Origin of the sequence: Draconibacterium sp. (assembly GCF_041583095.1) — a bacterium.
GTDB lineage: Bacteria > Bacteroidota > Bacteroidia > Bacteroidales > Prolixibacteraceae > Draconibacterium.
The window spans coordinates 1-8,184 of record NZ_JBFHGM010000224.1 but is presented as its reverse complement, the minus strand read 5'-3'; the positions used below and the strand labels follow the sequence as shown (position 1 = coordinate 8,184).

Annotated in this window: 6 protein-coding genes; 1 reads left to right on the top strand and 5 read right to left on the bottom strand. The window is 42.6% G+C overall.

All coding sequences use genetic code 11. From position 1 onward, the window contains the following. Positions 1 to 84: 84 nt before the first annotated feature. The 4 genes from ABZB17_RS17230 to ABZB17_RS17215 form a co-directional block, all read right to left on the bottom strand. Positions 85 to 606 carry a peroxiredoxin gene (locus ABZB17_RS17230; protein WP_045032445.1) on the bottom strand — a complete coding sequence of 174 codons (522 nt, stop codon included), beginning with the start codon at positions 604 to 606 and terminating at the stop codon, positions 85 to 87. Between the two features lie 86 nt (positions 607 to 692). Beyond that, the gene (murA, locus tag ABZB17_RS17225; RefSeq protein WP_372651935.1) at positions 693 to 1,997 is read right to left on the bottom strand and encodes a UDP-N-acetylglucosamine 1-carboxyvinyltransferase; all 1,305 of its coding nucleotides are present in this window, start codon (positions 1,995 to 1,997) and stop codon (positions 693 to 695) included. A gap of 25 nt (positions 1,998 to 2,022) precedes the next feature. Further along, positions 2,023 to 2,607, bottom strand: coding sequence for a DUF4290 domain-containing protein (locus ABZB17_RS17220; RefSeq protein ID WP_045032449.1), 585 nt, complete (start codon positions 2,605 to 2,607; stop codon positions 2,023 to 2,025). Positions 2,608 to 2,800: 193 nt separating this feature from the next. Then, positions 2,801 to 5,131: an ATP-dependent helicase gene (locus tag ABZB17_RS17215; RefSeq protein ID WP_372651933.1), complete on the bottom strand. Its 2,331-nt coding sequence runs from the start codon at positions 5,129 to 5,131 to the stop codon at positions 2,801 to 2,803. Positions 5,132 to 5,594: 463 nt separating this feature from the next. Between ABZB17_RS17215 and ABZB17_RS17210 the strand changes: the two genes are divergently transcribed. Continuing rightward, on the top strand, positions 5,595 to 6,884 hold the full coding sequence (locus ABZB17_RS17210; RefSeq protein WP_372651932.1) for a gliding motility-associated C-terminal domain-containing protein: 1,290 nt from the start codon (positions 5,595 to 5,597) through the stop codon (positions 6,882 to 6,884). 96 nt (positions 6,885 to 6,980) lie between these two features. On the opposite strand, the gene ABZB17_RS17205 is transcribed toward ABZB17_RS17210, so the two are convergent. Continuing rightward, positions 6,981 to 7,928, bottom strand: coding sequence for a hypothetical protein (locus tag ABZB17_RS17205; protein WP_372651931.1), 948 nt, complete (start codon positions 7,926 to 7,928; stop codon positions 6,981 to 6,983). Positions 7,929 to 8,184: the final 256 nt, after the last annotated feature.

The window sequence follows — 8,184 nt, the reverse complement described above, 5'->3', positions numbered from 1 at the left end:
CATGCAAATATAAACGACAAATTGGCACCCGAATCTGATTCCGAGTGCCAATTTGAACGATTTATACTATTTTTAAAGTAGTGTCTACAGCTCTTCTCTTAGAATTTTGTGCAGAGCAGCGTCAAGTGACGGGCCACGAAGTTTTTTGGCAATAATTACCCCGTTTTCATCAATTAAGTAGTTATCGGGAATTCCGCGAACCTGGTAAATCATACGGTATTTTGAGTTCCATTTCTGGAAATCGCAAATATGATTTGGCCATTCCAGACCGTCTTGTTCAATGGCTGCTTTCCATCTTTCGGGCGAGTCGTCGAGCGACACGCCAAAAACGGTGAATCCTTTGCCAACGGTAAATTTAGCGTCTCTGTATTTTTGGTAGTTGGCAACAACAGTTGGGTTTTCGCGGCGACAAGGACCACACCATGCTGCCCAAAAATCAATCAACACAACTTTGCCTTTTAAGTCGGATAATTTTATGGTTTCACCATTTGGCCCTTTGCCAATCAGTTCGGGTGCTTTATTGCCAATGTTTAAACCAAGTTCCTGGGCATTAATAAAAGTTGTGCCCATAAAAATGATCGCTGCCAGTAAAATAAATCTTTTCATCTTTTGCGTATTGTTATTTCTAAAAAGTTCAAATATAGAATTTTAAGTAGTAACACAAAGCTCCGGATAAAGTTTTAACATCGCGTTTACATTCTTGAAATGTGAGCGCCGAGGGCATTTAAACGGCCATCGATATTTTCGTAACCGCGGTCGATTTGTTCGATGTTATCGATAGTACTGATTCCTTTTGCCGACATGGCAGCAATTAGCAATGCAATACCTGCACGAATATCGGGCGATACCATTTTTGTGGCACGTAAGGTATTTTTTCGGTCGAGGCCAATTACGGTGGCACGGTGCGGATCGCATAGAATAATTTGCGCCCCAATATCAATCAGTTTATCTACGAAGAATAAACGGCTTTCAAACATTTTCTGATGAATAAGCACACTTCCTTTGGCTTGTGTAGCCACTACCAGGAAAACACTAAGTAAGTCGGGTGTCAGTCCCGGCCAGGGCGCATCCGAAATGGTCATTATCGATCCATCGATGTATGAATCTATTTCGTAATGTTCGGTATCTTTAATTAGCAGATCGTCGCCATTTTGTTCAACGTTAATTCCCAGACGGCGAAATGATTCGGGAATAATTCCAAGATGCTCAATACCCACATTTTTAATGTTGATTTCGGAAGCAGTCATGGCAGCGAGGCCAATAAAACTACCCACTTCAATCATATCGGGAAGAATGCGGTGTGTACATCCTGTTAACGATGAAACACCTTCGATGGAAAGCAGATTGGAACCAATTCCTTCAATTTTGGCACCCATGGAAACCAGCATTTTGCAAAGTTGTTGCAGATAAGGTTCGCAGGCTGCGTTGTAAATTGTTGTGGTTCCTTCGGCTAAAACGGCAGCCATTACAATGTTTGCTGTTCCGGTAACCGAAGCCTCGTCGAGCAACATATAAGCTCCGGTAAGTTTTTCGGTAGAAACGGAGTACCATTTGTTTTCGCGGTCGAAATCAAAACGGGCACCCAGCTTTTGTAAACCAATAAAGTGAGTATCAACTCTACGACGCCCAATTTTATCGCCACCCGGTTGCGGAATAAAACCTTGTCCGAAACGGGCCAACAGTGGGCCAATTATCATTATCGAACCACGCAGAACCGCGGCTTGCTGGGCGTATTCCTCAGTTTTTAGAAAATTGATATCGACTTTGGAGGCGTCGAAACTATATTTGCCTTTGGCCAGACGAGCCACCTGAACCCCTAATCCTTTCAGAATCTCGATTAATTTCAGCACATCCCGAATTTCAGGAATATTCTCGATGATCGTTTGTTCGGCAGTTAACAGGGTGGCACATATTATTTGAAGCGCCTCGTTTTTTGCTCCTTGCGGCTCAAGGTCTCCTTTTAACTTAAAACCACCTTCAATTTTGAAAGTCGACATGGGGTGTGATATTATAGCGTATTACCTATTTTTTCTTTTTTACTTTTTTCTTTTTTGGAGCACTAACCAGTGTTTTGGAGTCGGCCAGTTGAGTTCCCTCAGGTACTTTTAATTTTCCACGCGACATTTCTTCCAGATCGCTAAAAATCATGTGGTCCTCAACGGCATCTTTATTCCATGCGAGGTACGATTTTTTCATGTGGTTGGCCAGTTGTTCGATAATGATGTCACGCTCTTCACCTTCAAAGTTATCGGCTTCCTGAATCAAAAGCTCCATGGTGCGGCCGTAGTGTTTGTGCTTTATGCGGTGTTTGGTATAAGGTACCGTATTGGGGCGTTCTTTTAATGATTCCGGCGTTGGCGGATCGTAAGGGTAATCAATGTCAAGTTGAAAATCGGACATAATGGCCAGGTGATCCCAGAGTTTGTGTCTGAATTCCTGAACATCGCGTAAATGAGGGAAAAGGTTGCCCATTACATCGATAACCGTTTGTGCCGATTTGTTTCGTTTTTCGCGGTCTTCGATGGTCATCAGGTAGTCAACCATGTTTTGTATATTTCTTCCATATTCAGGAAGGGCCATTTTTTTTCTCTTGGTATTATAATCCATCTGTAAATGTTTAATGCTAAAAATCTAACTTTCAAGTAAATTGGATTTATTTGCGAAATGATGTTACAAAACTAATCATTTCCCGATAAATCCCGAAGTTTTATTTTTTAGTTCGTTTTTTTGATACTAGAACCTCGATTCTGGATTCTGGATACTTGATCCTCGAAACTCGCGGTTCGTCTTGCTAATCCGTTTATCCTTTAATTTTCAGCTTGGCGAATTTTAGCAGCAACTGTTTCTGTGTACCCGATTTAAAAAACACGGTAGCTTTTATATTTGGTGCAACGCCTTCAATATTAATTACTTTTCCTTCGCCAAAACGTTGGTGCTCTACCACCATCCCGGTTTGTATTTTTTCCGGTGCATCGCCCTGAAAAGTGTTTTGCGCTCTGCTGCTTTCCTTTAACGAAACGAGTTTCTTATTAAAAAAGTTTTGCGACTCGGGTGTTTTAAATGCTCCGGGTGGTTGGCGGCGAACCGGATTTTTGTGATAACGTTCGGGCTGAATGTCGTCGTTATTTTGTGCCCGGCGAGTTGGAGAGGAGTGTGCAGCGATTGCCGAAGTATCGAGAAACTGCTCATCAATTTCTTCGAGAAAACGACTTGGTGTACAAAAATCAAGATTTCCCCAACGGTAGCGCTGGTTGGCATACGAGAACCAGGCGTTTTCTTCGGCGCGGGTTAGTGCCACGTAAAACAGCCGGCGTTCTTCTTCCAGCGTTTCAGGTTTATTGTCGCCGTTTTGGTTCGAAGGGAAAAGGTTCTCTTCCATCCCTACAACAAACACATTTTTAAATTCCAGTCCTTTTGAGGAGTGCACGGTCATCAGTGTCACTTTATCTCGGTCTTCTTCCTTTTCGTTGTCCTGATCGGTAAGCAGAGCCACATCTTCCAGGTAGTTTTCCAGTTTTTCGGGTTCACCGGTTTCTTTGGCGTTTATGCTAAATTCCTGTATACCGTTCAACAATTCCTGGATGTTTTCGTGGCGGCTCAATCCTTCGGGCGACTTGTCGTTATACAATTCTTTCAGAATACCGGTTTGTTCGGCAATGGTTTTGGCCGTATCAAAAGCATCGCTGTCTTGCGACAGTTGCATAAACCTCTGAATTAATCCCACAAAATGCAGAATTTTACCAGCGGTTCCTTTATTCAAATTGGCATGGTTAACCGTTGGCAAATCGCTAATAATCTTCCAAATGGATGTTTCGTTATTAATTGCAGCAGCCTCCAGCTTGGCAAGGGTAGTGGCCCCAATCCCGCGCGCCGGATAATTGATAATACGTTTTAGCGCTTCGTTATCGGCCGGGTTTATCGTCATTCGGAAATAGGAGATGAGGTCTTTAATTTCTTTACGTTGGTAGAAACTTAAGCCGCCATAAATTTTATACGGAATATTTCTTTTTCGCAACGATTCTTCAAAAATCCTCGACTGCATATTGGTACGATACAAAATCGCAAAGTCTTCGTACTTGTAATGATCACGCAATTGCGATTGGGCAATTTCCTGTGCTACCAAAAATCCTTCTTCATTATCGGTCAAAGCCGAAATCAATTTTATAGGTTTCCCGGTGGCGTTTTCAGAAAATACCTTTTTCGGAATTTGCCGTTTGTTTTTGGCAATAATGCTATTGGCAGCGTTTACAATGGTTTGTGTAGAGCGGTAATTCTGCTCCAGCTTAAACACTTTATGCTCGGGGTAGTCCGATTTAAAATTCAGAATATTTTCGATACGCGCACCACGAAACGAGTAGATACTTTGCGCATCGTCGCCCACCACGCAAATGTTTTTATGCCCCGCAGCCAGTTTTTTTACAATCAGGTATTGCGAGTAGTTGGTATCCTGGTACTCGTCAACCATTACGTACCCAAAACGCTCCTGGTATTTTTTCAGCACCTCGGGATGATCGCGAAACAACACATTTGTTTTCAGCAGCAGATCGTCGAAATCCATGGCTCCTGAAAGTAAACAGCGTTTGGCGTATTCTTTATAGATCTGCGCAATTTGTGGCATACGCATGCTTTTATCGGCGCTGCGAATTTCGGTTGAATTTTCGTAAGCGTTGGGCGTAATCAGGTTGTTTTTTGCCATCGAAATACGGCTGGCAACCACACCCGGTTTGTATATTTTATCGTCGAGCTGAAAACTTTTGATGATCGTTTTTATCAAACTTTTACTGTCGGCACTGTCGTAAATTGTAAAGTTTGCCGGGTAGCCGATGGTTTCGTGTTCAAAGCGCAGTATCCGAGCAAATATACTGTGGAAAGTACCCATCCACAGGTAGCGGGCGGTATTTTCGCCTACCACGCTGGCAATACGTTCTTTCATTTCGCGGGCTGCCTTATTGGTAAAAGTCAGCGATAAAATGCTTGACGGTTTGGCGCCTTGTTTTAGCAAATTGGCAATACGGAACGTTAACACACGCGTTTTTCCCGATCCGGCGCCTGCAATAACCAGTGCAGGTCCTTCGGTACGAAGAACAGCCTCTCGTTGGGCCTCATTTAAATTTTGAAGATAATCGAACACTATAGATTTCTTTTTTCAGCTTGCAAATATAAAATACTGACCGAATTAAATGTTTGTTAGCCGATTTCCGTGTGTGGGCGATTTTCGGCAAAACATTCAGCATTCAATCGTAGTAAAACAACAACCGGCGCACCAGGTTGTTCTGTGCGCAAAAATAATGATGTCAGGTGGAATCTTTCCCTTATTACCGGTGTTTTATTAACAAATTATTGGAGGCTTCTGTATTTTGGTGCAGGTTCACTACTTTTGTCTGTAACACCGATTGAAAATCAAATTGATACTTTGGTTCAACTATTTCCAAAGTCCCTTTGCTTAATCATCGGTATTAACTCCCGAAAAAAAATCGGGACAAGCTATTGTAGATTCACAGTTTCGCCTAAGGCTCACTCTGAAAAACAATTGGTTGATCACGCAATTAAATGAAATTTATACGTTAATATTGTATCTTAAAGAGCAATAATTTATGAAGCGAAGTCTTTTTATTGTAACCATTCTGGTATTTTCTTTTTACGCTCTACAGGCACAAATATCTTCGCCCGGAGCCGATGCCATAGATGTAACACAATACCCGGTATTTCCGGAAACCGACGATATTTTTATTTTCTGTAGTAACGACTCCTCAGCTGAAGTTGGTGCTTTAACCGCCACTACCACATTGGCAGGAACAAAAACCTGGTTGTGGGAGAAGTACGATGAAACAAGCGGAGCATTTGATCTGCAGTACCAGACAATTACAGACGCCGCTTCGTCGCAAATAAATGCGCTGGCTGATGGTTGTTACCGGATCACCATCACACAGGGTGCCACGACCGAGATTGACCGCGCTTGGGTTTTTAACAACTGGATGTACGCCGGCGGAGACGTTGCTGTTTCAGACTGCGAACATTTCGTAATGAATGGTGAAATGAAGTCGGCCGTGCTGACGTATTACGATTTAAGCAACAATGCACCTGTTTTTGTGAATAAAGATGTGCAGGTGGAATGGCTGGAAGATGGCGACCGGATTGCTTCGGTACTGAACTTAACGGTTTATGATCCACCAGCAGAAAATACAAACTACACCTTGCGTGTTTACGATAAATTTGGCTGCGATGCACAGGCAACAGTTACCTATGAAACGATTGTTACCAAAGCCAGTTTTACTGCTAGCCCGATGGAAGGCGAAGCGCCGCTTGAGGTTACTTTTTCAAACAATTCGGAAAATGGAACACCGGGTTATTATGAATGGTATTTCTACCGTGATTTAAATGCTATAAAAGCGGATTCGGACGGAACCGGAAATCCGGTTGACAGTATCGATTTTGTAGCTTACGACGATGCACCTGTTTATACCTACGAAAACTCAGGAACTTACATGGTTCGGCTGGTTTCGAAACACCTCTCCGATACTTTGACTTGCGCTGATACCGTTTATATGGATGATTATATTGTGGTAGACTCTTCGGATATTGCTATCCCTAATGTATTTACTCCTAATGGTGATGGTGTTAACGATGAATTTGTTGTTCAATTTCAATCGATGCAAAGTTTAGAGATCAGCATCTTTAACCGTTGGGGTAGGCGTGTGCATTACTGGAAAAGTGGTGACGTGCGTGGTTTTGAGGATACCTGGACCGAAACCGTTTGGGATGGTAGAATTGGAGGGCGTTATGCCAGTCCGGGGGTTTATTTCTACGATGTTGTAGGCACCGGCCGCGATGGCGAAAAGCGCAAGAAACACGGATTTGTTCACCTATTTCGCGAAAAAGATTAGAGGCTAGGATTTCAAATTAGATTTATTATACACATCCTTTTCCCATCATGGAAGGGTGGGAGACAAGAGAGAGGATATAATTCAGAAAATTTTAATCTACTCCCTGTTAATTTCATTCCTGTCGTCAGCAAGTTCTACTGCCGGTGGAAATACATTGTATTCGTCGCCAAACTGTGCCAAAAACTCGATGCTAAAGGCTCTGAACGTATAACTTATTGGCAATAATATTACCGCTCCAATATAGGGGATGGCAATAAGCAGCAAACCTATGCAGCAGGTAATCAGTGCAAAGAAAATAATGGCAATGCCAACTGCAATTCCCAATACAAAAATAAACAGCCCGTAAAGGACAAATGGCAATGCCCTTCTTCCAAACAGCAACAGAAATTTGCCCCAGCCCTTTAATACACCAACACGGTGTTTGTACATGATGGGCACCACAAAGTCTTTCAGAAACAGCGATATGTATCCAAACACAATCAGGTATCCGATAAACAGCAGTATCATTTGTGTAATTCCGGCGAAAATAACCGCCTTGGGAGCATGTGTAAGGTATAAATCTTTACCGGTAACAAAACAGTAGGCGGCAATTAATACAAACACGGCAAAAGCGAACCAGCCCCAAAAGAATTGAAAAATAAAAAGTGAGTTCCCCTGTTTTCGGAAGTCGTGCCAGGGTTTGCTGATTTCGGCTTTGTTGTGCGCAACATTATCCAGAAACATAAATCTTCCGCGCGAACTTACCCAAATAACTACCGAAATTATAAGAAACAGAATAACCAGCCCTACAAGAATAAGGTTGGCCCAAACCGGGTTATCGAGCAGCCAGTCCCAGGCCGTTTGCGGGAAACTGAAAAACTCGTCCCAGTTGGCATTGTTTCCGGTGCTGTTTCCCGATCCGCTACCGCCGCCGCAATCGGTTAGCCCGGCCAGCCAGGCCGTAAGTCCTACTTTCATCCATTTGTTAATGTCGAAGGGTTGGAACAAGGCTTTTTTCATGCGGTCCCAACCTGCAGAAAGTGGTTGACTGTAGCTAATTTGCATGGCAGTAGTTTTTTGGTTTTCTGCAAGTTATAGCATTCGTTAAAAATTACCAAACCAATTGCTCATAAATAGCCTGCACGAGCCCAATCATTATTTTGCCGGCTATTATATTTTGTTTTAATCCTGCATTGCCAATCCTGAAAAATTTTAAACCTCAGCTTGGTATTAGTTTATTTCTATTCCTTATATTTGCTTCCTCAGGCAAACCTTTATTATATTGTGCGTATATTCACGGAGTGTATATGGTATGTGTACT